General features: G+C 53.8%; 21 protein-coding genes. 15 read left to right on the forward strand and 6 right to left on the reverse strand.

The genetic code is table 11. From position 1 onward, the window contains the following. The first annotated feature begins 58 nt into the window (after positions 1 to 58). The 11 genes from ACT3RQ_RS04650 (at position 59) to ACT3RQ_RS04700 (ending at position 11,176) form a co-directional block, all read left to right on the forward strand. A complete protein-coding gene (locus ACT3RQ_RS04650; protein ID WP_087105533.1) occupies positions 59 to 340 on the forward strand; it encodes a hypothetical protein in 282 nt (93 codons plus the stop codon). 128 nt (positions 341 to 468) lie between these two features. Continuing rightward, positions 469 to 2,505: a methionine--tRNA ligase gene (gene metG / locus ACT3RQ_RS04655; protein WP_444639697.1), complete on the forward strand. Its 2,037-nt coding sequence runs from the start codon at positions 469 to 471 to the stop codon at positions 2,503 to 2,505. 105 nt (positions 2,506 to 2,610) lie between these two features. Continuing rightward, complete coding sequence (locus tag ACT3RQ_RS04660; RefSeq protein ID WP_444680064.1) at positions 2,611 to 4,209, forward strand: sensor domain-containing diguanylate cyclase; 1,599 nt, start codon at positions 2,611 to 2,613, stop codon at positions 4,207 to 4,209. Next, positions 4,206 to 4,787: an electron transport complex subunit RsxA gene (gene rsxA / locus ACT3RQ_RS04665; protein ID WP_444680065.1), complete on the forward strand. Its 582-nt coding sequence runs from the start codon at positions 4,206 to 4,208 to the stop codon at positions 4,785 to 4,787. The genes ACT3RQ_RS04660 and rsxA overlap by 4 nt, the downstream gene beginning before the upstream one ends. A 9-nt stretch (positions 4,788 to 4,796) precedes the next feature. After that, on the forward strand, positions 4,797 to 5,405 hold the full coding sequence (gene rsxB / locus ACT3RQ_RS04670; protein WP_444680066.1) for an electron transport complex subunit RsxB: 609 nt from the start codon (positions 4,797 to 4,799) through the stop codon (positions 5,403 to 5,405). Next, positions 5,389 to 7,062 carry an electron transport complex subunit RsxC gene (rsxC, locus tag ACT3RQ_RS04675; protein WP_444680067.1) on the forward strand — a complete coding sequence of 558 codons (1,674 nt, stop codon included), beginning with the start codon at positions 5,389 to 5,391 and terminating at the stop codon, positions 7,060 to 7,062. The genes rsxB and rsxC overlap by 17 nt, the downstream gene beginning before the upstream one ends. Then, a complete protein-coding gene (locus ACT3RQ_RS04680; protein ID WP_444680068.1) occupies positions 7,059 to 8,099 on the forward strand; it encodes an RnfABCDGE type electron transport complex subunit D in 1,041 nt (346 codons plus the stop codon). Before rsxC ends, ACT3RQ_RS04680 begins: the two co-directional genes overlap by 4 nt. Further along, entirely contained in the window at positions 8,096 to 8,731 is a 636-nt protein-coding gene (rsxG, locus tag ACT3RQ_RS04685; RefSeq protein ID WP_444680069.1) for an electron transport complex subunit RsxG, read from the forward strand. Before ACT3RQ_RS04680 ends, rsxG begins: the two co-directional genes overlap by 4 nt. Further along, complete coding sequence (locus ACT3RQ_RS04690) at positions 8,728 to 9,429, forward strand: electron transport complex subunit E (RefSeq protein ID WP_193056381.1); 702 nt, start codon at positions 8,728 to 8,730, stop codon at positions 9,427 to 9,429. The genes rsxG and ACT3RQ_RS04690 overlap by 4 nt, the downstream gene beginning before the upstream one ends. A gap of 15 nt (positions 9,430 to 9,444) precedes the next feature. Further along, positions 9,445 to 10,083 carry an endonuclease III gene (nth, locus tag ACT3RQ_RS04695; RefSeq protein WP_444680070.1) on the forward strand — a complete coding sequence of 213 codons (639 nt, stop codon included), beginning with the start codon at positions 9,445 to 9,447 and terminating at the stop codon, positions 10,081 to 10,083. A gap of 22 nt (positions 10,084 to 10,105) precedes the next feature. Beyond that, positions 10,106 to 11,176, forward strand: coding sequence for a hypothetical protein (locus tag ACT3RQ_RS04700; RefSeq protein WP_444680071.1), 1,071 nt, complete (start codon positions 10,106 to 10,108; stop codon positions 11,174 to 11,176). On the opposite strand, the gene ACT3RQ_RS04705 is transcribed toward ACT3RQ_RS04700, so the two are convergent. Genes ACT3RQ_RS04705 through ACT3RQ_RS04720 form a run of 4 tightly spaced genes read right to left on the reverse strand, consistent with a single transcriptional unit; the run spans position 11,173 to position 15,287 of the window. Further along, complete coding sequence (locus ACT3RQ_RS04705) at positions 11,173 to 12,246, reverse strand: tRNA-queuosine alpha-mannosyltransferase domain-containing protein (RefSeq protein WP_444680072.1); 1,074 nt, start codon at positions 12,244 to 12,246, stop codon at positions 11,173 to 11,175. The genes ACT3RQ_RS04700 and ACT3RQ_RS04705 overlap by 4 nt on opposite strands. A gap of 28 nt (positions 12,247 to 12,274) precedes the next feature. Continuing rightward, positions 12,275 to 13,282: an ArsA family ATPase gene (locus tag ACT3RQ_RS04710; protein WP_444680073.1), complete on the reverse strand. Its 1,008-nt coding sequence runs from the start codon at positions 13,280 to 13,282 to the stop codon at positions 12,275 to 12,277. A 33-nt stretch (positions 13,283 to 13,315) separates the two neighbouring features. Then, the gene (locus ACT3RQ_RS04715) at positions 13,316 to 13,594 is read right to left on the reverse strand and encodes a cory-CC-star protein (RefSeq protein WP_087105546.1); all 279 of its coding nucleotides are present in this window, start codon (positions 13,592 to 13,594) and stop codon (positions 13,316 to 13,318) included. 16 nt (positions 13,595 to 13,610) lie between these two features. Continuing rightward, positions 13,611 to 15,287 carry a carbon starvation CstA family protein gene (locus ACT3RQ_RS04720; protein ID WP_193053477.1) on the reverse strand — a complete coding sequence of 559 codons (1,677 nt, stop codon included), beginning with the start codon at positions 15,285 to 15,287 and terminating at the stop codon, positions 13,611 to 13,613. Between the two features lie 267 nt (positions 15,288 to 15,554). Between ACT3RQ_RS04720 and ACT3RQ_RS04725 the strand changes: the two genes are divergently transcribed. The 4 genes from ACT3RQ_RS04725 to ACT3RQ_RS04740 are packed head-to-tail and all read left to right on the forward strand — an operon-like array spanning position 15,555 to position 20,933. Beyond that, complete coding sequence (locus ACT3RQ_RS04725) at positions 15,555 to 15,929, forward strand: response regulator transcription factor (RefSeq protein WP_172116528.1); 375 nt, start codon at positions 15,555 to 15,557, stop codon at positions 15,927 to 15,929. Next, a complete protein-coding gene (locus ACT3RQ_RS04730) occupies positions 15,926 to 17,983 on the forward strand; it encodes a 3'-5' exonuclease (RefSeq protein WP_193054351.1) in 2,058 nt (685 codons plus the stop codon). Before ACT3RQ_RS04725 ends, ACT3RQ_RS04730 begins: the two co-directional genes overlap by 4 nt. Then, positions 17,980 to 18,183, forward strand: coding sequence for a hypothetical protein (locus tag ACT3RQ_RS04735; RefSeq protein ID WP_172116526.1), 204 nt, complete (start codon positions 17,980 to 17,982; stop codon positions 18,181 to 18,183). Before ACT3RQ_RS04730 ends, ACT3RQ_RS04735 begins: the two co-directional genes overlap by 4 nt. Positions 18,184 to 18,185: 2 nt before the next feature. Then, complete coding sequence (locus ACT3RQ_RS04740) at positions 18,186 to 20,933, forward strand: sensor histidine kinase (RefSeq protein ID WP_193054352.1); 2,748 nt, start codon at positions 18,186 to 18,188, stop codon at positions 20,931 to 20,933. On the opposite strand, the gene ACT3RQ_RS04745 is transcribed toward ACT3RQ_RS04740, so the two are convergent. Both ACT3RQ_RS04745 and ACT3RQ_RS04750 read right to left on the reverse strand, forming a co-directional pair. Next, positions 20,930 to 21,292 (reverse strand): HlyU family transcriptional regulator, encoded by a 363-nt coding sequence (locus ACT3RQ_RS04745; RefSeq protein WP_193054353.1) that lies wholly within the window; start codon positions 21,290 to 21,292, stop codon positions 20,930 to 20,932. The genes ACT3RQ_RS04740 and ACT3RQ_RS04745 overlap by 4 nt on opposite strands. 57 nt (positions 21,293 to 21,349) lie before the next feature. Further along, complete coding sequence (locus tag ACT3RQ_RS04750) at positions 21,350 to 22,570, reverse strand: argininosuccinate synthase (protein WP_193054354.1); 1,221 nt, start codon at positions 22,568 to 22,570, stop codon at positions 21,350 to 21,352. Positions 22,571 to 22,721 lie beyond the last annotated feature (151 nt).

Genomic DNA, 22,721 nt, shown 5'->3' on the forward strand with positions numbered 1-22,721 from the left:
AATGCATGGACTGGCTTCGCTTGATAATCAGCTCAAGCGCCGCGTTAAGGAGACTCTTATGTCTGCATCAGAAATTCAAAAAACACGTATTATTAATGAACTGCGCGGTTTCATACGCAAACTGCTTCAAGATCCTGACATTCTTGGTCAGTCGCTGGTAATCGCGCGTCAGCAATTAAGCGAAGGCAGCAGCCCGGCAGTAATGGCGCGAATCGCCAATGAGATATCTGGCACTACCAGTGTCCACATTCCGGAAGATCCTGCCGAGCATTCAGAGGCTGACAAACTGTTTTTAGAGCTTTTAAAAGAGGTCGTTCAAGAAGAGCAGGCACTTTACTAACCACCCGACATCAAGACTGCACGCGCTTTAACGTCAATTTAAACGCCTGCATCGTACCTTGTTACCGGCCAGCTGCCGGCTAACTTCGCCGTTTTATTGTTATCGTCTAACCGGAATTATCATTCACCATGTCTAACTCTGCCACGCGCAATATTCTGGTGACCAGCGCGCTCCCCTACGCTAACGGAGCGATCCACCTCGGTCACTTACTTGAATATATCCAAACCGATATCTGGGTACGTTTTCAGAAAAGCCGTGGCCAGCAGTGCTACTACGTTTGCGCCGACGACGCTCATGGTACGGCCATCATGCTGCGTGCCGAGCAGGAAGGTATTACGCCTGAAGCTTTGATTGACCGCGTCTCACGCGATCACCAGGAAGACTTCGCTCGCTTCAACGTTAACTTTGACAACTACCATTCCACGCATTCGGAAGAGAACCGGCACCTCAGTGAGGTTATCTATAAGCGTCTGCGTGATAAAGGCCATATCGCCACCCGCGATATAGAGCAGATGTACGACCCGCAAAAAGGCCTGTTCCTGGCGGACCGTTTCATCAAAGGCACCTGCCCGAAATGCGGCACCGACGACCAGTACGGTGATAATTGCGAAAAGTGTGGTGCCACTTACACCCCTGCTGACTTGATCAACCCGGTATCCGCCATTTCCGGCGCAATCCCGGAAGTACGCTCTTCAACCCATTACTTCTTTAAATTGCCGGACTTTGCCGAGTTCCTGCAGCGCTGGATCAACGATGGCCACGTACAGCCACAGATTCGTAACAAGCTGATGGAGTGGTTTGAATCAGGCTTTAACGAATGGGATATCTCCCGTGATGCGCCCTATTTCGGGTTTGAAATCCCCGACGCGCCGGGCAAATACTTTTATGTATGGCTTGATGCCCCTATCGGTTACTTAGCCAGCTTCAAGAATTTGTGTGACCGTGACGGCATTGATTTCGATAGCTACTGGAATAAAGACTCCAACGCCGAGGTCTACCACTTTATTGGGAAAGACATTGTCTATTTCCACGCACTTTTCTGGCCAGCCATGCTGCATGGCGCTGATTTACGCACGCCCACCGCGGTAAATTGCCACGGCTTTCTGACCGTAGATGGTGCCAAAATGTCGAAGTCACGCGGCACCTTTATCAAGGCTTCGACCTATGCCGATTACTTGAATCCCGAGTACTTGCGCTATTACTTCGCTGCCAAACTGACGTCCAAAGTGGACGACCTGGACCTCAACCTGGATGATTTTGCCGCACGGGTTAATTCAGACCTCGTGGGCAAAGTGGTTAACATTGCCAGCCGCTGCGCCGGGTTCGTTAAAAAGTTAGGTGGCGGCACCCTTTCAGCGCACTGCGCCGAACCGCAGATGGTCGCCCGATTTATCGCCGCGGGCGATGACATTGCCGATGATTTTGAAGCACGCGAATTTAGCCGTGCCATGCGTAAAATCATGGAGCTGGCGGATGAAGCCAATACCTATATTGCCGAGAAAGAGCCTTGGGCGCTCGCTAAGCAAGATGGCCATGACCAAGAAGTGCTCGAGATTTGTTCAGTCGGCATCAACCTCTTCCGCCAACTAATGGTGTACTTGGCCCCCGTGGTACCCACCATGGCCGCTCAGGCACAAGCCTTCTTGAAGCTTGATTCACTTAACTGGGAAAGCCGTCATAATGTGCTGGTTAATCATGAGGTGGAGAAATTCAAACCTCTTATGACCCGCGTAGAGCGTGACAAAATTGACGCCATGATTGAAGCCTCCAAGGAGGATCTGGTGGAAGAGCAAAAGCTTAAAGAAGCTCCCAAAGGGCCTCTAGCAGATGACCCCATTGCCGCCGAAATTAGCTTTGACGACTTTGCCAAGGTAGACCTGCGCATTGCCCGGATCACCAAGGCACAGTATGTAGAGGGCGCGGACAAGCTGCTGCAATTAACGCTAGATTTAGGCGGTGAAACCCGCAATGTTTTCTCCGGCATTCGCAGCGCCTATGCGCCTGAGGCGCTTGAGGGACGTCTTACCGTCATGGCAGCCAACCTTGCGCCGCGTAAAATGCGTTTTGGCCTTTCCGAAGGTATGGTGCTCGCCTCTGCCAATAAAGACGGCATTTATCTGCTTTCACCTGACACTGGTGCCGAACCCGGCCAACGTGTAATGTAGCCGATCTTCAAGCACTTCCGGGGGGTAGAGACGACCAAGCTCTACCCCCTTCTTACGTGGATTGCTTAATAAACCTTTTATAAGACTCTCCGTTTAGGCCTGATTATGCGTCGGCACTTCTCTCAATCACTGCGTTTTCAATTTTTAGTAGCGCTGAGTGGTGTGCTCTTGCTCGCACTATGCTCGTTAGTCATGTTGAGCAAGTGGTTTATTGTTCCCGCGCTGCACGAAGAGGAACGCGGCATGATCAGCCAAGAGCTAAAACGTATTGAGCGTAGCCTCGCCTTGGCCCAGCAAGATCTTTTAACTCAAGCACGCGACTGGGCAAACTGGGACGATACTTATCAATTCGTTCAGGATAACAACCCACGCTACGCCGAGGTTAATTTCAGCCCTGAAATGATGGAAGAGATGCGCTATCAGTTGATAGCGTTTTTCGATGCTGACGGCGAGATATACTTCCTTTCAGGCTTAGCGCCTGACACTAACGATTTTACAACCTGTGCGCGCGTTGCTGACGATTGCGCCTGGATGGCACGACTTATTGACAGTATCCAACACTCGATAGACAACACCCCTGACCAGCAAGTCTTTTTCTCTCCAGGCATCAGTTCACCAACCATGGTAGCCATCACGCCGATTTTGCGCACTAATGGTGATGGCCCAAGCACCGGCTGGTTAGCAAAAGTTCGCTTAATGGATAAGAAATGGGTGGAGCAGATGGAAAACATGACCGGCCTTTCGATCACTATTGAGCAACAACCTACCTCCAAGGCCATGCCGTTAACCAATATTGAAGGCGAGACGATTTACGCCCAATACTTGCTGCCTACCAATGTGCCCGCTATTAGCATCCAGGTAGGCACTCAGCTTAACCGTACTCATTATCTGGCAAGCCTTAGCACCATTCGTTATGTATTAATCTGGACAGCCTGCCTTATGCTGTTTGTCATTGGCTTTGTGCTCTGGCGTATGGAACGCATGATTTTAAAGCCGCTGAAAGCACTGGCCGTTTTTGCGAAACAGGCTTCAAACGAAGACAGCAAGAACTCTGCACGGCTTTGCCAGCGTAATGATGAAATTGGCATGTTGGCTCGAAGCTTTGAACAGCAGCTAGGCCGCCAGCGCAAACTTAATGCAGAGCTTTTAAATCTCTCGACACATGATGCTTTAACTGGCCTGCCAAACCGGCGGCTGTTCGACCAGCGCCTTCAAACGACGATTCATGAAATGGAAGCGTCATCGCAACCGTTAGCAGTAATGATGCTGGATATCGATCATTTTAAACTATTCAATGATCATTATGGGCACCAACAAGGCGATAAGTGTTTAAAGCAAGTAGCCCAAGCGCTACAAAAAGTGGCTACCGCTCATGACTTTTTAATCGCCCGAACTGGGGGTGAAGAATTTAGCGCATTACTGCCCAATACCTCCGCCCAACAGGCAGAATATATTGGCCAGTTGCTGCATGATACGATAGATGCTTTAGCATTTCCTCACTTGGCCTCTCCCGTAGCGCCCTATGTTACTATTAGCGTGGGAATCGGGTCGCTTAACGAAGGCACCGATATTTCTCCCAATGTGCTGATGAGCACCGCCGATCAAGCGCTGTATAGTGCTAAAGCGGCAGGGCGCCATCAGGTCAAGATATTCACACCGCCTAACGCTGATTTTTCAGCTGTCAGCCACGATACGTCACTATGAGTGAGTTATTCATCATTTTGGTCAGCACCGCGCTGGTCAATAATTTTGTCTTGGTACAGTTTTTGGGGCTCTGTCCGTTTATGGGGGTTTCCAACAAACTGGAGTCCGCCATGGGAATGTCACTGGCAACGACGTTCGTATTAACCCTCGCCTCTGCAGCAAGCTACGTCGTTTATTATGGCTTGTTGGTGCCTTTGGATGTTACTTACCTGCGCACCATCAGCTTTATTGTGGTGATTGCTGCCGTCGTGCAATTCACCGAAATCATGGTGCGCCATTTAAGCCCGTTGCTACATCAAGTGCTGGGCATCTTTCTGCCCCTGATTACGACCAACTGTGCCGTACTGGGTGTTGCTCTGCTCTCGCTCAACCGTGAGCTTGGCTTTTTTCATACCACACTCTATGGGCTGGGGGCAGCGCTCGGCTTCTCGCTGGTGTTGGTCCTGTTTGCCGCCATGCGCGAGCGCTTGGCTGGCACGGATGTCCCCAGGCCTTTCAAAGGGGCCGCTATTGCCATGGTCACTGCCAGCCTTATGTCGCTCGCCTTTCTTGGTTTTTCTGGTTTAACTCAAGGGTAATTTTCTACCATGAGTGATGGTTTTTCTCTTTGGGGGATTGTCAGTTCAATTGGCATCTTGACGGGGCTTGGCATCGGTTTTGGCGCCCTGTTGGGTGCGGTTAGTGAACGTTTTAAGGGGGACGAGCACCCTCTTGTTGAGAAAATTGATGCGCTGCTGCCCCAAACGCAGTGCGGCCAATGCGGTTACCCAGGCTGCCGCCCTTACGCCGAAGCGATTAATGAGGGCGATGCACTCAACAAGTGCCCGCCCGGTGGCGAGGCCACCATTCATGCCTTGGCAGATCTACTCGGCCGTGAACCCGAGCCACTTGATGGCGAGGCGCTCAGCGAAGCCAACGTGGCGTATATCCGCGAGGCCGAGTGCATTGGCTGCACCAAGTGCATTCAGGCGTGCCCAGTGGATGCCATTATTGGCGCGGCCAAGCAGATGCACACCGTGATTGAGGATGAGTGCACAGGCTGTGACTTATGCGTTGACCCTTGCCCGGTAGACTGTATCGACATGCTGCCCCGGAGCACGCCGCTTGGCCAGTGGCAGCCCGTTGTTTTACCCACTGGCGTCATTGCAAGCGACCGTACACCAGCAACAAGGGGGCCAGATGGCACACCCATTTGATTTCCCCGGCGGCATCTACCCACCGGAGCGAAAGGACCGTTCAACGCAATCACCGTTGCGACGTGCCCCGTTACCGTCGCAGGTCATCCTTCCGCTGTGCCAGCATAGCGGCCGCCCCACCACCCCCTGTGTGGCCCGGGGCGATCATGTTCGCGTTGGCAGCCTGATCGCCAAGCGCGATGGTTTGATATCCGCAGATATCCACGCGACCGTTAGCGGCACGGTTGGTCATGTTGATAGCGCTGCTATTCACATAGACAGCGATGGTCAGGATACCCGGCAATACCTGCCCCCGCTTGATTGGCGCACGACGGATGCGCCTACGCTGCTTATGCGGCTGGATGAGAGCGGTGTGGTCGGGTTAGGTGGTGCTGGGTTCCCGACCCATATCAAGGCTCGCGTGATTGAGCGCCATGCTATCGACACGCTGGTGATTAACGCCGCCGAATGCGAGCCTTACATTACAGCCGATGACCTCACATTACGGAATTATCCAGGCGACGTGCTGGAAGGCGCACAGCTCATCGCTGCCTTATGCGGTGCCCAGCAGATCATCATCGGTATTGAAGATAATAAGCCCGAGGCCATTGCCGCCTTAGAGCATGCCCTTCCAGACAGCCAACCAGCCCGCGTGACGCTGACCGTTATCCCTACTCGTTACCCAAGTGGCAGCGAGCGACAGTTAATTAAAAAGCTATTGAACCGAACGGTACCCAGCCAAGGCCTACCGGCAGATGTTGGAGTGCTTTGCCACAACCCCGGCACGCTACTGGCAGCACTTTACGCGGTGCGTGATGGCCAACCGCTGGTCGAGCGGATGGTGACGCTAACCGGGGAAGCCATTACTCAACCGGGTAACTACTGGGTGCGTTTGGGGACGTCTATTGAGACGCTTTTATCCCATGCAGGGCTTGATAGCGCCCAGCTCAGCCGCGTAATCCTGGGTGGACCGATGATGGGCACCTCAATTGAAACGCTTAATACGCCCGTCACAAAGACCACCAACTGCCTGATTGCGGCAACGCCTGACGAACTGCCGCCTGCGCCGATGGAATCACCCTGTATCCGCTGCGGAGCATGTGAAAGTGTATGCCCCGCCCTGCTTCTTCCTCAGCAGTTGCACTGGTACGCCCGCGCCCAGGACGACGATAAGCTAACGAGCCATCACCTGTTTGACTGCATCGAATGTGGCGCCTGCAGCTATGTTTGCCCCAGCCATATTCCGCTGGTCGATGATTACCGCGACGCCAAACGTCGCCTTCGCTACCAACAAATTGAAGCAGCCAAGGCCGAACATGCCAAGCATCGCTTCGAGTTTCGCCAGGCACGCTTGGCCCGGGAAGAAGCAGAAAAACAGGCGCGCCGCCAGGCTCGGCTAGCGCACAACAAGCCCACCGACGGCAACGCCAGTAACGAAAGCACCAGCGCGCCTCCAGCCGACTTGCGCAGCCTGCGTATTGCCCAGACGGCGGCCAAGGCAGCGGTTAGAAAAGCCGAAAAAGTGCTCGCACGGGCAGCCCAGCAAGAGCCACAGCACTCCCATGAAGACCTGGAAACGCTGCTGGCGACCGCCCAGGAAAATCTTAAGGCCGCCGATTTACAGCTGGCGCAAGCGCGTGAAAGCGCTAAAGCACCGACCGCGGAGGACACCCTATGAGTATGTTTCACGCATCACAAGTAAGCGCATCCTCTGCCAAGTCAACAACACCAGCAACGGCGTCATTAATGCGCTGGGTGGTGGTCGCCACACTGCCTGGTGTGTTGGCCATGACGTATTACTTTGGGTTGGGCGTACTCAGCAATATTGCCTTGGCGGCCATTATGGGCATGTTTCTGGAGGCGGGCATGCTGCGCCTTCGCCGCCGACCCATCGCGCCAGCCTTAACGGATACCAGCGCCCTACTTACTGGCGTACTGCTGGGTGCCTCGCTCCCTCCGGCAAGCCCTTGGTGGCTAATTGGGGTCGGCATGATAGCCGCCGTGGTGATTGCCAAGCAGCTGTATGGTGGCCTAGGGCATAATCCGTTTAATCCGGCCATGGTGGGCTATGCGCTATTGCTGGTCTCATTCCCTACGTACATGACGCTATGGGCGCCGCCTCAGCCTCTCATTAGCGATACGCTTTGGGCGCAAATTCTTGGGACACTGCCTACGTCACAGCTTGATGCGCTTAGCGGTGCAACGCCATTGGATGCGTTCAAACATAAAGCCGAAGGGCTCTCTGCCGAGCAGTTCTGGCTAAGCGCACCGCTACCCGAACAAACGCTTGCTGCCTGGTACAGTATCAGCCTGGCTTGGCTTGCGGGCGGGGTACTGCTGCTGTTTAAACGGATTATTAGTTGGCACATCCCCATCGCCCTGTTAGGTAGCCTGGTAGCGCTGGCAACGCTGTTTCATCTACTTGATCCTAACCGTTTTGCATCGCCTCTTTTTCACCTGCTAACCGGTGCGGCGCTGTTTGGGGCTTTCTTTATTGCCACCGACCCGGTATCCGCGGCGACCAGCCAGCGCGGAAAATTGCTGTACGGCATAGGCATGGGGGTGCTGATCATGGTGATTCGCAACCTGGGGGGCTATCCGGATGCGGTGGCTTTTGCCGTTTTGTTGATGAACCTGTGCGTCCCATTGATTGACCTGTACACCGTGCCACGCCCTCAAGGTCACTCAAAAGGCGCGCTAGGAGCATTGCGATGACGCCTATTATCGCCATGCGGCGTGGCGCTTTAACGCTGGGTATCTTCGCGCTCGTTACGGCAGGCAGCGTCGCGGTTACCCGGGCCTTGACCTCTGAACGTATTACCCAGCATCAGCAAACCTACCAGCTCCGCCAGTTGCAAGCGGTACTGCCTCAGGCATTAGCCGATACACCGGCGGATCAAGTGCTAAACAGTGCCTTCGACTTACCCAATGCCGCCGCCCTGGGCCACCGAACGCCAGTGACAGGCTGGCAAATCAGCCGTGGGGATCACCGCGTTACTGTTCTGCCAGTGATCACCCGCCAGGGTTACAGTGGAGAAATTGATTTACTGGTAGGAATAGATGAGCAGCAGCGTATTAGCGGTGTGCGCGTGACCTACCATCAGGAGACCCCAGGCCTCGGTGACAAGATTGAGCGCCAGCGCAGCGACTGGATTACCCGCTTTAACGGATTAAGCCTTGATGAACTGCCACCAAATGCCTGGGCCGTTAAAAAAGAGGGCGGCCAGTTTGATGGTTTTACCGGCGCAACCATTACACCTCGCGCCGTTATTGAGGCCGTTCATAACGCTTTAGAGTACGCCGCCAATACGCCGCTACCGGGTAACATTGAGGAGCCGATTCGATGAGCCAATGGCAAGCGCTGACCCGTGACGGGCTTTGGAGCAATAATCCGGCATTAGTACAATTGCTGGGGTTATGTCCACTGCTGGCCGTCAGCACAACCGTGGTTAACTCGCTAGGGTTAGCCATCGCCACGCTGTTTGTCATGGTAGGCGCCAGCACCGCCGTATCGCTTGTGCGTCACCAGGTGCCGAATGCCGTTCGGCTACCGGCCTTTGTCATGATCATCGCGGCGTTTGTTACCTGTGCTGAACTATTGATGGCCGCCTTTGCCTACCCGCTCTATCAACTGCTGGGTATTTTTATTCCGCTAATCGTCACCAACTGCGCCATTTTAGGGCGTGCCGATGCGTTTGCCTCCCGCCAACCGGTAGGACTTGCAGCGCTTGATGGCCTGATGATGGGCGTTGGTTTCGGTAGCGTTTTAGTGCTGCTTGGCGGGCTGCGTGAGCTATTGGGCCAAGGCACGCTATTTAGTGATATGGCGCTGCTGCTTGGTCCTATCGCGGCCAATTGGCAACTCACCCTGGTAGACGACTATCAATTTCTGTTTTTCGTGCTGCCACCTGGCGCATTTTTTGTGGCCGGGATGCTGATCGCGCTAAAAAACGTGATAGACCAGCGACGCGCCGCACGCGCCTTGCCTTCAGCGGCCACCCCACGAACAGAGCGTCGCGTCCGGGTCACCGGCATCATCAAGTAACCATAGAGACACGCTATGAATGCCCAAAAGCGTCATGAAATTTTTGCTCGCCTTCAGGCAGCAGACCCGCACCCAACAACAGAGCTCAACTGGACGACCCCTTTTGAGCTGCTTGCGGCGGTTTTACTTTCCGCACAAGCCACCGATGTCGGCGTCAATAAAGCCACCGCACGGCTCTACCCCGTTGCCAATACGCCCCAGGCTATTATTAACTTGGGGATTGATCAGCTTAAAGCGCATATCAAGACCATCGGCCTGTATAACACCAAAGCAGAGAACTTGATGAAGACCTGCCATATTCTGGTCAACCAGCACGGCGGCGTCGTGCCCGACACGCGCAGTGCGTTAGAAGCACTGCCAGGGGTTGGGCGTAAAACCGCCAATGTAATTCTGAATACGGCGTTCGGGCAGCCAACCATTGCCGTCGATACGCATATCTTTCGTGTATCGAACCGTACCGGCATCGCCAAAGGTAAAAATGTCGTTGAAGTCGAGCAGAAGTTAATACGCCATGTGCCCAAGGAGTTTAAGCAGGATGCTCACCACTGGTTGATTCTCCACGGTCGATACACCTGCATTGCGCGCAAACCTCGTTGCGGAAGCTGTATTATAGAAGACCTGTGCGAGTACCCCGACAAAATCGAACTCGCCTAGCTTACGTTAACAGGAGACTCCTATGCCGATGCCTGCTACTTTGCTACATGACCAACCCATTGAGCAGCGTATTGACGCACTATTTGCGCTCTCCCGCCAGCACGCTGACCACTTTGGCAGTGCAGGCGCCTGGCTTTCACGCCAACGCTACCTAGCGCAACACCCTACGTCGATTGTGGTTATGAAATGTATGGATGGACGTATTCATATCCCACACGCCACCCGCACACCGCTCGGCATTATTACCCCATTTCGTAACCTTGGCGGGATTTTCGATTTGGGTTGGCCGTATTTGGGTGAGCTACTTACCGACACCGTTATTGAAGCCGCCAACGCGGGGCGAGCCACGCTTTTATTGATTACTTACCACTTTTCCGAGGGCAACCCGGCGCGAGGATGCGCCGGATTCGCTTGCGACACCCTAGCCGCCAAAGCACACGCGCATACGATTGCCCACCAGGCCGGCCAGCTATTTGGTGAAGACCATCAGCAGGTGTACCCGTTAGTGTGTGGCTTTGAAACGGATAGCGACGCTCTCATCCTTCACGGTCAGGACGACGCAGTATTGGATGTGCGCGAATGGATTGGGCAGCCCACAGAAGCGCTCACCGCGCATCTACAGGCTATTTTCCCTGATATGCCTGCGGACATACGCCGGGATTTACTGCCTTTATTGAAAGGTAACCTAGCGCATGTCAATGATCTTCAGGGCGTTGAACGCGAACTGGATATCGAGCATCGCGAGTGGGCAATCTGTATTGGGCGTGGGTTCGACTTTTTGCACTTGCCTAATACAGCACTGATTATTGGGCCTTACGGGCCCGACCTGGCTGAACCGATTGGTACTGCCGCCACGATTATTGAAGCCAATATGCAGGCTGGCAAGATCCCCGATGATGGTTTTATGCTGCTTGCCTCAACACCGTATCAGCATAGCGGTGTTGATCGTGCCCGGGCGATGCTGAAGTCGCGTTTTTTATCCGAGTTCGCCGAGCACGTCATTCGGCGGGAGCATCCGCACCTTGCCCAAAAAATGCGCCGCCATACGGCTGTCGTTCACTGGCCAACCCGACGGCTGGATTCACTGGACTAGCGCGGTAGCGATAAGCCTGGCTGTAATAGTGCGCGGTACGCATCACGCCAGGCGGGCCACTCCCAGGCCTGCGTGTTTATCTCCTTTGGCCGTGAATCAGGCGTGCTAAGCCACGCATGCAAACGCATATAAAGGCCATCTGGCGTACCATCATAACGGTAAGCATCCGGATATAGCTCAGGAAAACAGAGTCTATCGGGCACTAGCGGTAATGCCCCACGCTGGGCAGCTTCCATAATGGCCAAGCCCTGAAACTCGTGCCAGGTCGTCGAGACTACAATCCCGGCGGTCGCCAACAGCTCTCGGTATTGCGGTTCCGGCTGCGGGCCCCAGGCCACACTATGCGCAGCTAGTTTCTCTTGGGCGACATCAAAAATAGGCGGTGTTTGCCGAAAACGCTGACCCAATACGGCTAACTCAAAATCAATGCCCTGCTCGCTTAGCGCTATTAACGTATTGAAAAAGTCATCCGGGTTTTTGTCATACTCCCAGCGATGGTTCCACACAATACGCCGTGAAACCCGGCCATCAGCATGCGTTTCTGCCAGCGGTGAAATCGGTACGGGCAGTACGCGAGCACGTGAGCGTAATGCCTCAAGCGGCTTGGCCGCAGGCAGGTTTTCGGGCATTTTCTTTAAGAATGCCCGCACGCCGGTAAAAAACGAGTCGCGGTTATAGGCGGTGTTAAAAACAACGGTATCGGCGGCAAGCGCTGCATAGAGATTGACCATTTTTGCCTCTACCTGAGGCATCTGGTCACTCGATTCCGGATAGGCGAACTGGTTTTCGTGAAAATAGACAATTTTCCTGGCCTGACCCAAATGAGGGAAAAGCCCCAAAAGCGTCGCCAAATCCACCATCGACGTTGCCAATACAACGTCATAGGATTGGCTAAGTGTGTCATGCTCTTTTAGCCACCAGCTAAGCGGGTTTCCACGAATTCGCCAGGCAAAGTGACGCGGCGATAAATTTAATGTTTTCCATGTTATCTCAGGGAGATGGGCCATTAAACTGTCTGCCCAGTAACGGTGGCTCACCGCTTCGTATGCCGAAAGTAGTAGAACGCGCATTAAAACCCTTGTTTTAAAAACTCTGACATTAAAAACCCTGGTGCTCCAGCTTATCAGCCAGCGATTCTAACACGTCGATCCCTTGTACATCGGTCGCTAACCACGGCAGCGTGGGTCGGGGAAATTGCTTAAATAACGTATCAATGCGTTCAAGATAAGTGGCCTCCTGCACACGTCGTGCCTGCAAAAAGGCACCGTCCGCTTCTTTAGGTATCACCCGGTTAACCAGTACGCCCGCCACGTTGATATTAACCTCTTCCAAGGCGCTGACGGCTCGCTGCGTCTCAAGGATAGGCAGTCGCTCCGGCGTCATGACGAATAAAAAGCTGCACGCCTTGGCATCCTCTATACGACGCCGTGCCTGGTGAAACAGCCGCCGACGGTTGATCAGCGTTTCCGCCACCTCGCGGGTACGCTCATCCAGACCGGAAAGCGCATCTTCTGTGGGGTTATCAAAGGGAGTAGCCACATCCTGCCCACGTGATGGAGTGAGATGCTTAAGCACACCGCTCAATTCAGCCGATTTGCGATTATGTGCCAGCAGCCCATCCGTCCAGGCCGCCATGGCTTCGGGCAGGGTTAAAAGGCGCAGCGTATGTCCAGTGGGCGCCGTATCGATAATCACCAAGTCATAAGGCGCATCGTCATCCAGAATCAGCCGCGCCAGCCGCTCAAGCAGGGCCGCTTCCTGAGTGCCAGGGGATTGACGCGTCAGGCGCATTTGCCGCTCTAGCTCCTGCATCATTTCAGGCGCGGCGAAGCGGCGCATTTGCTGGGTGATTCTATCTAAATGCGCCTCAACCTCACTATCAGGATCAATCTCCATGGCATCCAGATTAGGCAGCAAGCGACACGGCGTATCGCCTAACGTTTGATCAAACACATCGCCCAGGCTATGGGCGGGGTCAGTTGAAACCACCAGCACGCGCTTGTTACGCTTGGCCGCAAGAATTGCCAAAGAGGCCGCGACGGTTGTTTTACCCACGCCGCCTTTACCGCCTACCCACAGCAGGCGGCGGTTGAGAACTGATTGCATAGGTTACACCTATCCATGGGCTTATTTAGGGGGCTAGCAACAGCGAAAATGGTCCAGCGGCGAATGCTCCATGCCCATTCGCGTATGCCAGTCATGAAAACGTTCAAGCAGCAGCGGCTGCAATTCCAGTGTGTAATAGGCGGCGGGGTTGGGTACACCCATCATTTCTGAAAAAACCAGCAGCATGAACAGGTCATCTTCATCACGGCGCGCCCGCGCAATCGCCCCTCGATAGCGCGCGCTATAGACCTCTTCGGTAAAAAAGCGGGCCTGGCCTAGCCAGGCCCGCAACGTATCACGCTTGGATGACATTATGATGCCCTCTTATTTAGTCACCTTGGGCTGCCATTTCGGCACGCGAGCGTTTAAGCGCCGCGGCACACTCCATCGCGACGAGAATGGCCGCCATCAGCACCACAATATCCATCACCAGCAGGAACATGTTGCCTTGGTCCCAGAAAGTGCGAAGCTGAATGAGTAATGCCAATATGGTCATTACCAGCAAAAAGCACAGGGGCGCCAGGGTGTACCACATGGGCCGCCGCAGACGTACCAGCATGACAGTAATAATCAGCAGCGTTAACCCGGCAAGCAACTGGTTGGTGGTGCCAAAAAGCGGCCAGATAATCAAACCGCCAGAACCATCCGCACCACCCGCCCCGAACGCCAACAACAGGCAGGTTCCCACCGCCAGACCTGTCGCAAGTGCCGGTTTTTTCATCCACGGCTGGTTATAAATATCACCCCACTCCTGGAAAATATAACGCTGCAAGCGTAAGCCAGTATCCATGGTGGTACCTGCAAAAAGCGCGGCCATGACCGTAAGCAGCGTCGCGGCAGTAGCCTCAGGCAGCCCAATACCGTTATGAATAATAAATGCGCCCCCTTCCACAAAGGCGTTAACGCCGCCCTGGCCAAAGGCGCTGTACATGGCCTGCCAATCGCCAAATGTCGCAAACCCTGCCGTCGCGGCCAAAATAGCCGCTAGTGCTAGCATCCCCTCGCCTACCGCCCCAAAGTAGCCCACGAACCGCGCATCGGTTTCTTTATTAAGCTGTTTGGAGGTAGTACCGGAAGATACCAGCCCGTGGAAACCCGATATTGCCCCACAGGCAATCGTTACAAAAAGCAGCGGAATCATCGAAGGCGTGCCGGCAGGTACATTGCTGTTAAAGGCAGGCGCGACCAGCGTTGGGTTAAGCAGCACCAGCGCTCCATAAAGAATCAGCAGACCGATAAATAGCTGTAAACCATTGATATAGTCTCGTGGCTGCAGCAGCATCCATACGGGCAATAGCGAAGCAATGGCTGCATAGCCAAACAAAATCACAATCCAGATAGCGTTACCCGACAGCCCAGCGACTTCAGCAGGCATTTGAACAGGCACCATCGGGCCAATACCAATCAGCGCATAAAGAGCAATGACGCCTAATACCGATACCACAGTTAGGCTCAGTATCCGCCGGTAGATCAGTTGGCCAATGATCAGTGCCACAAAAATCGCTCCCCAGACCGGTACCACTGCACTAGGAAAGTTCATCATTAATCCGGCAATCACCACGGCAAACACGGCATTAACCATGAGCAGCACAAGGAAAATAACGATCATAAAAATGCTGCGTGCCCGTTTGCCGACTACATCGCCCGTTAAAGCGCCTACCGACTTGGCCTTATTACGTACGCTGGCCCATATAGCGCCAAAATCGTGTACACCGGCAAAAAAGATGGTGCCGAACACCACCCATAAAAAAGCAGGTGCCCAGCCCCATATCACCGCAATGGCAGGCCCTACTATGGGTGCCGCTCCCGCTACTGAGGTAAAGTGATGCCCCCAGAGCACAAAACGGTTGGTCGGCACATAGTCGATGCCATCCTCAAACTCATGGGCAGGGGTTTTGAAATCAGGGTCTAACTGATAGATCTTTTGAGCAATAAATTTAGAATACAACACGTATCCTAACGCCATTGCCCCAAGTCCGATTAACAGCAAGATAACAGCACTCATATGCGCGGCTCCTTTGGCAAGATTGTTCTTTATTATTAAAACCAAGGCACGTATAGGTTAGGTGTTTCTGTTTATATGTTGGTACGGCTTCTTGATTACGTCTATGTCTAAATCTCTTTAACACCGATTATTCACCCTAAAGTTGTAAACTGGTACCCGCACTCGCTTTCTATTCGGCCAAGGTCGTCTTGGCCTGCCTTGCATCGCTACCTACACTCGTAGTGAGTGAGATAAATGTTTTTAAACAACAACCAGTCGGTGGGCTCCATGACAAAAGTGCTAGTGGTCGATGATGAACCGAACATCGTCCTGTCGATTGAATTTTTAATGGAGCAGGCAGGGTTTGATGTCATCAGCGCGCTGGATGGCGAACAAGCCCTTGAGTGTGTGGCGGCCAACGAACCAGATGTTGTGTTACTGGATATTAGCCTTCCCGGGATTAGCGGGTTTGATGTATTGGAAGCACTACGCAGCCATACCGCTACGGCACAGCTGCCGGTGATTATGCTCACCGCCCATGGCCGTGAAGCGGAGCGTGAAAAGGGCTTTGCGCTGGGCGCTAACGCCTATATTACCAAGCCATTTTCAACACAGGCGCTGGTTGAGAAAGTGCAAACCCTGCTGGGTGAGGAAACCTCATGACGCCAAAGGCACTGCCTAAACGGCAGCGTTTGGTGGGTGCCTGGCTACTGCTTAGCGGCTTGAGTCTCTTGGGAGGGGCTTTATTTGCTGCTTGGCTGGAAAGCCAGTTGAACGTGACGGGTGGCTATCGGCTTATCCTCTGGGCAGGTTGCTTTTCAGGCGGCATCACACTTTTCTTAGTGGGCTTGCTGCTTGAACGTCTGCTTTTTACGCCGCTACGCAGTCTGCAAGCACAGCTTGCCCGACTGGCCGCCAACCCTGATACCGAAGACACTTGGCCCCCGCAAGGCTGGCTGAAGGGTCTGGCACCTGATCTACGCCGTGTGCAAGAGAGCTGGCACTCAGACCGTCATTCATTGCATAAGGCCCGTGCCGAGGGCGCCCAAAGCGCAACCCGTATCCGTAAAGCGCTTGAGGCGCTGCTACAGGTGCTGGAAACGCCGCTTCTGCTTTACGATAAGCACCGCCGTTTAATGCTGTTCAACCAAGCGGCTGAGCGCTTTTTTGTGAATACGCAAGGCCTGGGCTTGGGTAAGCGTCTGGAAGCCCTATTGCCGCTTGCAAGCTTGCAACAACTCCTTGAGCAACTGCCCGCTAATGGCACTCCGCGTGAGCTTTTGGTGCCGTGTGATCAGCGCTGGTTAAAAGTCATTATCCGTCGGGTGCCTGAAAGCCAAGGTGAAACACTAATAACCTGCAGCGATGCCACGGCGGCCTGGGCCAGTGAACGGGGTGAGCGGGCCGATCTTGCACGTATGCTCACACCTCTGCGCCAACATACGGCAAGCCTGGTAACGGCGACGGATGCACTCAGCCAACTGCGTCAATCGACGTATGAAAGTGGCTCGCTTGCTCAGCGGCTAGAGCAAGTAGTGCATGAAGAGAGTAGCGCCCTTGGTGAAACAGTCGCTAACGTCAGTGAACTTGTTGAAGCCATGCAGCAACAGGGTGAGCGGCTTACCTCAATATGGTCCAATGACTTTTGGCAGATGCTGGATGATTATCTGGACCCTGCCCACCGCCTGATCACCCCCATTGGAATGCCAGTCTGGTTTAAAGGCGATGCCCCTGCGTTGATGGCTCTTTTTGGATCGCTGGTTAAACACCTGAGTGATTACATCACGGGCAGTGTGTTTGAAGGCGAAGTGTCACTTAGCCCGAAACACACCTACCTCGACCTTGTATGGAAGGGCAAACCGATACCCGAGAGCGAGCTTACCAAGTGGCTAATGCACCCCCTGAACACGCTCCCCTTGAGCCCAAGTGCGGCGGATGTATTGCGCCAGCACGCAAGCGATGCCTGGAGCACGCAAGACACCGACGGCCAGCACGCACGCTTGCGGCTACCGCTTCTTGGCGTGGCGCAAAACGCGGCTCCGCGCTCTGCGCCACCTCGGCCAGAATTTCATGATTTTGGTATCGCAGACCTGCCCTCTCCCGATACCACGCTCGCTAATTGCGCTCTGCGTAGCCTGGAACTGGTGATTTTTGATACCGAAACAACCGGGCTTGAGCTACGCAGAGGCGATACGGTGATTAGCCTCGGCGCCTGTCGTATTGTGAATGGACGCTTATTAGCCAGCGATGTGTTTGATCACTACGTTAACCCACACAAGCCGATTCCTGCCGCCAGTACCGCGATTCATGGCATCACAGATAGCGACGTTAACGAAGCCCCGCGCCTGGAGCAGGTGCTACCGCACTTTCGTGATTATATTGGTGAAGCTGTCCTGCTCGCCCATAACGCTTCGTTCGATATGCTCGCGATCAGTCAGAAAGGTGTGCTATTCGACATGCCCGTACTGGATACTTTATTAATCTCCCGTGCGCTTGATGAAGGGCTCGATGGCCATGACCTGGACAGCCTAGTGAAGCGGTATGGCTTGACACTGCCACCCGGTCTTCGCCATACGGCGCTGGGCGATGCTCGCGTAACTGGCGAGCTCTGGCTTGCATTACTGCCGCGTTTGGAAGCACGCGGAATTACTACACTTGAGCAGTTACTCGCCTTACAAGCCAGTGCGTTTGATAAAGAGGATGCCAGCGCCTCATGATGCCTTCAAATTCACGCTACCGAGAACGCTTACTTGGGCTAGTCACCCTGGCACTGATGCTTTTCTGTCCGCCACTGCTTCTAGTGATTGATCGCCTGCCCTCGGTAGGTATCGGTTGGCTACCCCTTTATCTTTTCTGCAGTTGGGCGTTCATCATTGGCCTGAGCGCGTGGCTGATGGAACCTACTAAAAGGCGATAATCATGCGAACGGATGCGCTGATACTAAGTGCGGTGTTCGGCTATTTAGGCCTGCTTTTTCTAGTAGCGGCCTGGGGCGACCGCCGGGCGGTGCAAGGCCGTTCCATTATCAACTCACCAACGGTGTATGCCCTTTCTATTGCCGTTTACTGTACGGCATGGACATTCTACGGCAGTGTCGGGCGCGCGGCGCAGTTTGGCCCAAGTTTTTTACTTATCTATTTAGGGCCAACGCTTGCGATGATGCTATCGCCTTTTATCATCCGCAAAATGGTGCGCATTGCCGCACGCCAACGGCTCACCTCCATTGCTGACTTTATTAGCGCCCGCTATGGCAAAAGTGCCAGTCTTGGCGCGCTGGTGGCGCTCATATCGCTGATTACCATTACGCCGTATATAGCCCTACAGCTAAAGGCCATTACGGTGAGCCATGCGGTACTCATTAGCTACCCACAAAGCGCTGAGTCGATTCTCTATAACGAGCGTTTCTGGATGGACCGCTCCTTGTGGGTTGCTTTGGTACTGGCCGTTTTTATTATTTTATTCGGCACACGCCATCTGGATGCCAGCGAGCGTCATGAAGGCATGGTAGCGGCTATTGCGCTGGAGTCTATTGTCAAACTGGTGGCTTTTCTAGCGGTGGGGATTTTTGTTGTCTTTATCCTGTTTGAGGGGCCAGGTTCGCTATTTACTCAGGTCGCCCAAACGCCTGCCTTAAGTCAATTAATGCACCTGGAAAGCGTTCCAGGTGGAGCAACCGGCTGGGTAGGCATGTTGGTCCTTGCCTTTCTGGCGTTCCTAACCCTACCACGTCAGTTCCAGGTGCTGGTGGTTGAAAATATCGACGAGCGCCATCTTGCCAGGGCCAGTTGGCTATTCCCCCTGTATTTACTCCTGATCAACCTATTTGTGATCCCTATTGCCCTGGCCGGTTTACTGCTCGATGCGGGAGACCCAGACAGCTTTGTGCTGACCCTGCCGCTTTCTGCGGGGCTTGAAGGGCTTCCCCTGCTGGTCTTTATTGGCGGGCTTTCTGCGGCAACGGGCATGGTCATTGTTGAAACCATTGCGCTCTCCACTATGGTCAGCAACCAACTGATCATGCCGCTCTTGCTACGTTTCAAGGCGCTGCATACAGACAGTAAAGGCGGGCTTGCCCGGTGGCTTTTAAGAATACGCCGGGTCGCCATCGTACTTATCTTGCTACTCGGCTATCTCTACCACGCGCTCATCGGCGACTCCTACAGTTTAGTCACCATCGGCCTGGTGTCTTTCGTCGGCGCGGCACAGTTCGCACCGGCCCTGCTAATTGGCCTTTATTGGCGTGGCGCTACCCGGCTGGGGGCAGTGTATGGCTTAATCGGCGGATTCTTCATGTGGAGCTACACCCTGCTTCTGCCTGGGTTTGCTCAGTCCGGATGGCTGGATAGCGCACTACTCACCGAAGGCCCTTGGGGTATTGGCTGGCTGACGCCCTATGCGCTTTTTGGGTTGGAAGGATGGGACATTTATACGCACTCCCTTCTCTGGAGCATGTTTGTCAACGCAGGTCTGTTAGTGAGCATTTCACTGTTTACGCGCTCCACCCCGCTTGAACAAACCCAGGCCGCCCTGTTTACCGAGGCGCTGCACCCCAACCTGCCCACCACTTCGCTTCAACGTGGCCAAACAACGCAAGGTGCTCTGCATGAGCTATTGGTGCGCTACTTAGGACTTAAAGCGGCGCAGCAGGTTTTTTCAACGCACACCCAAACCCTTAGCACATTGCAAAAAGACCAGCCTGCCGCTGATGAACTTATCATGCGCGCAGAACAGGCCTTGGCAGGCTCACTGGGTAATGCGTCAGCGCGCGTATTGATCAACTCGGTGGTTCGCGGTGAAGCACTCGATATTGAGTCATTGCTCAGCATGCTGGACATCACCACGCAAACGCTGGAGTACAACCGTCGTTTAAAACAGAAATCGGATGAGCTGACGCGAATCGGCAAGGACTTACAAAGCGCCAATGATCGACTCCGTGAACTGGACCGTTTAAAGGATGAGTTTGTAGCGATGGTGAGTCATGAGCTGCGCACCCCGCTCACCTCCATTCGCGCATTTGCAGAAATCCTGTCAGGTTCTCAGGCCGTTCCCGAGGAAAAACGACAGCACTTTTTGCACGTCATGGTACTTGAGAGCCAACGCCTTTCACGGCTGATTGATGAAATTCTGGATCTTGCTCGTCTGGAGAGTGGCCGTATGACGTTTGATGCAAAAACGCTGGATCTAGCAGCGCTTACCGACCATAGCCTTGAAGCGATTGCGCGACTACAAGAGCAACGTAATGTCCACCTTGAAATCACTATTTTAGAACGACCCTCCAACGTTATTGGCGACCCGGACCGGCTGGAGCAAATTATTATCAATCTGCTGGATAACGCGAGCAAATTTGCCGACCCGGCAGACCCACACGTCTTGCTGCGCTTGTATAAACAGAATCAACACGTTTATTTATGCGTCGAAGATAATGGCGCAGGCATTGAGCCAAGCGCACGTGAACATGTATTCGAGAAATTCCACCAGCTACAGCCGGGCGATACATCCACCGGTGGTCGCCCTAAAGGCAGTGGTTTAGGCTTACCTATCAGCCGGGCAATTGCTGTTCACATGGGTGGCAGGCTTTGGGTAGAGGATGCCCAAGTACTCAAGGGCGCCTGCTTTGTGTTGACACTACCAGAAGCAGAGCCTAACAAAGGCACGCCTGCGCCTTAGGCGCTTGGCGTTTGCTGGTTATCCGTCATTGTTGGCTCACTGCCCGCATGACGAGGGTCAGGCTTAAACATTTCATCGCCCACTTCATCAATAAAACGCTGTGCCTTGGTCACCATCATGGCATCGCAAGCATCGCGGCCAGGGAGCATATCGGAACGCTCAAAGCGAAGTTCACGCGGTTCACCATTGCTGTCAGCCTTGCTAATCCAACCGCTGACGCGGTATTGACCGCTTTGTTGATCGGGCTGAGAAACGATCGAATAGCCTTTGTATTCCACCGGTTCCGCGGCATTGGTGACCGCCTTAGTGGCCGACTTACTGCCGCCACCCAACAGTCCTGAAAAGAGCTTTTTAAACATACGGGCTCCTCGCGTTAGAAAAAAAGCGGCAGGAAAACCTGCCGCTTTTGATCGGAATTAGCTCTGCTGACGACCTTTGCCAGCGGCGATCCGTAAACGTAATGCATTCAGCTTGATAAAGCCTTCCGCGTCTTTCTGGTTGTAAGCACCGGCGTCATCTTCAAACGTTGCGATGGACTCGTCGAACAACGACTGCTCGGACTTACGTCCTACTACGGTGGCGTTACCTTTATAGAGCTTCATGCGCACAACGCCCGAGACGTTTGCCTGCGTCTCATCAATAGCGGCTTGCAGCATGCGGCGCTCGGGGCTCCACCAGTAGCCGTTGTAGATCACTTCTGCGTATTTCGGCATTAGCTGATCTTTGAGGTGGGCTTCTTCACGATCAAGCGTCAGCGATTCAATGGCACGGTGGGCGCGAAGCATGATGGTGCCGCCAGGTGTTTCGTAGCAGCCACGCGACTTCATGCCCACGTAACGGTTCTCTACGATATCCAAACGGCCAATGCCGTTATCACCACCTACTTTATTGAGTTTCTCAAGCACTTCGTGCGGCTTGTGTGCTTCGCCGTCGATGGCAACGATATCGCCTTTCTCGAACGTCAACTCAACATACGTAGGCTGATCCGGGGCGGCTTCAGGCGATACGCTCCAACGCCACATATCGTCCTCAGCTTCGGCCCACGGATCTTCCAAAATGCCGCCTTCGTAGGAAATATGCAGCAGGTTGGCGTCCATGGAGTACGGCGATTTCTTCTTCTTGCTGGAGAAGTCGACCGGGATATTGTGCTCTTCGCAGTAAGCCATCAGCTTTTCACGAGACGTTAGATCCCACTCGCGCCACGGCGCAATCACTTTAACGCCAGGTTTCAGTGCGTAACCGCCCAGCTCAAAGCGCACCTGGTCGTTACCTTTACCGGTTGCACCGTGAGAGATAGCGTCGGCGCCGGTTTCATTGGCGATTTCGATCAACCGCTTGGCGATTAGTGGGCGTGCAATGGAGGTGCCCAGCAAATACTCGCCTTCATAAACGGTATTGGCACGGAACATGGGGAAGACATAGTCGCGTACAAACTCTTCGCGCAAATCTTCAATGTAAATTTCTTTAACACCCAGTGCCTGTGCCTTCGCGCGTGCCGGCTCGACTTCTTCGCCTTGACCGATGTCGGCAGTAAAGGTCACTACCTCGCAGTTGTAAGTTTCTTGCAACCACTTAACGATTACAGAGGTGTCCAGGCCGCCTGAATATGCCAGCACAACCTTTTTGACATCGGACATTCTTTGCTCCTTGTTTATAAAACCGTTTATAAAAACCACGTGTGTGAAACGACGCTCACCAGCGAATACGGCGCCTTTAAGCGCACAACGTATCAAAGTAAACGCCAAGTATAGCGTTCTCTATGGCTAGCGAATACCGTCAGCGACGCCT

Origin of the sequence: Halomonas sp. AOP43-D1-4 (genome assembly GCF_052446175.1) — a bacterium.
Classification (GTDB): Bacteria; Pseudomonadota; Gammaproteobacteria; order Pseudomonadales; family Halomonadaceae; genus Vreelandella; species Vreelandella citrativorans.

Coding starts and splice junctions, on each gene's coding strand:
- ACT3RQ_RS04745 (WP_193054353.1), bottom strand. CDS start 21,292: ATGTTTAAAAAGCTCTTTTCAGGACTGTTGGGTGGCGGCAGTAAGTCG.
- ACT3RQ_RS04735 (WP_172116526.1), top strand. CDS start 17,980: ATGATGCCTTCAAATTCACGCTACCGAGAACGCTTACTTGGGCTAGTC.
- ACT3RQ_RS04660 (WP_444680064.1), top strand. CDS start 2,611: ATGCGTCGGCACTTCTCTCAATCACTGCGTTTTCAATTTTTAGTAGCG.
- rsxB (WP_444680066.1), top strand. CDS start 4,797: ATGAGTGATGGTTTTTCTCTTTGGGGGATTGTCAGTTCAATTGGCATC.
- ACT3RQ_RS04680 (WP_444680068.1), top strand. CDS start 7,059: ATGAGTATGTTTCACGCATCACAAGTAAGCGCATCCTCTGCCAAGTCA.
- ACT3RQ_RS04730 (WP_193054351.1), top strand. CDS start 15,926: ATGACGCCAAAGGCACTGCCTAAACGGCAGCGTTTGGTGGGTGCCTGG.
- ACT3RQ_RS04740 (WP_193054352.1), top strand. CDS start 18,186: ATGCGAACGGATGCGCTGATACTAAGTGCGGTGTTCGGCTATTTAGGC.
- ACT3RQ_RS04650 (WP_087105533.1), top strand. CDS start 59: ATGTCTGCATCAGAAATTCAAAAAACACGTATTATTAATGAACTGCGC.
- ACT3RQ_RS04715 (WP_087105546.1), bottom strand. CDS start 13,594: ATGTCATCCAAGCGTGATACGTTGCGGGCCTGGCTAGGCCAGGCCCGC.
- rsxC (WP_444680067.1), top strand. CDS start 5,389: ATGGCACACCCATTTGATTTCCCCGGCGGCATCTACCCACCGGAGCGA.
- ACT3RQ_RS04700 (WP_444680071.1), top strand. CDS start 10,106: ATGCCGATGCCTGCTACTTTGCTACATGACCAACCCATTGAGCAGCGT.
- rsxA (WP_444680065.1), top strand. CDS start 4,206: ATGAGTGAGTTATTCATCATTTTGGTCAGCACCGCGCTGGTCAATAAT.
- ACT3RQ_RS04690 (WP_193056381.1), top strand. CDS start 8,728: ATGAGCCAATGGCAAGCGCTGACCCGTGACGGGCTTTGGAGCAATAAT.
- ACT3RQ_RS04710 (WP_444680073.1), bottom strand. CDS start 13,282: ATGCAATCAGTTCTCAACCGCCGCCTGCTGTGGGTAGGCGGTAAAGGC.
- ACT3RQ_RS04705 (WP_444680072.1), bottom strand. CDS start 12,246: ATGCGCGTTCTACTACTTTCGGCATACGAAGCGGTGAGCCACCGTTAC.
- metG (WP_444639697.1), top strand. CDS start 469: ATGTCTAACTCTGCCACGCGCAATATTCTGGTGACCAGCGCGCTCCCC.
- nth (WP_444680070.1), top strand. CDS start 9,445: ATGAATGCCCAAAAGCGTCATGAAATTTTTGCTCGCCTTCAGGCAGCA.
- rsxG (WP_444680069.1), top strand. CDS start 8,096: ATGACGCCTATTATCGCCATGCGGCGTGGCGCTTTAACGCTGGGTATC.
- ACT3RQ_RS04720 (WP_193053477.1), bottom strand. CDS start 15,287: ATGAGTGCTGTTATCTTGCTGTTAATCGGACTTGGGGCAATGGCGTTA.
- ACT3RQ_RS04725 (WP_172116528.1), top strand. CDS start 15,555: ATGACAAAAGTGCTAGTGGTCGATGATGAACCGAACATCGTCCTGTCG.
- ACT3RQ_RS04750 (WP_193054354.1), bottom strand. CDS start 22,570: ATGTCCGATGTCAAAAAGGTTGTGCTGGCATATTCAGGCGGCCTGGAC.